We start from the raw sequence: 624 nt of genomic DNA on the forward strand, positions 1-624 counted from the left end.
AATGACACGACTTCGGCGGTACGCTTGAGCCCCGCTACATTGTCGGCGCGGAATCACTAGACCAGTGAGCTATTACGCACTCTTTCAAGGGTGGCTGCTTCTAAGCCAACCTCCTGGTTGTCTGTGCGACTCCACATCCTTTCCCACTTAGCGTACGCTTAGGGGCCTTAGTCGATGCTCTGGGCTGTTTCCCTCTCGACCATGGAGCTTATCCCCCACAGTCTCACTGCCGCGCTCTCACTTACCGGCATTCGGAGTTTGGCTAAGGTCAGTAACCCGGTAGGGCCCATCGCCTATCCAGTGCTCTACCTCCGGCAAGAAACACACGACGCTGCACCTAAATGCATTTCGGGGAGAACCAGCTATCACGGAGTTTGATTGGCCTTTCACCCCTAACCACAGGTCATCCCCCAGGTTTTCAACCCTGGTGGGTTCGGTCCTCCACGAAGTCTTACCTCCGCTTCAACCTGCCCATGGCTAGATCACTCCGCTTCGGGTCTTGAGCGCGCTACTGAATCGCCCTATTCGGACTCGCTTTCGCTACGGCTTCCCCACTCGGGTTAACCTCGCAACACACCGCAAACTCGCAGGCTCATTCTTCAAAAGGCACGCAGTCACGACGCA

Annotated in this window: 1 rRNA gene; it reads right to left on the bottom strand. The window is 56.2% G+C overall.

The features are described from left to right. Positions 1-624, bottom strand: a 23S ribosomal RNA gene (locus tag ADK57_RS11870); the annotation flags it as partial.

Source organism: Streptomyces sp. MMG1533, assembly GCF_001279775.1.
Taxonomy (GTDB): Bacteria; Actinomycetota; Actinomycetes; order Streptomycetales; family Streptomycetaceae; genus Streptomyces.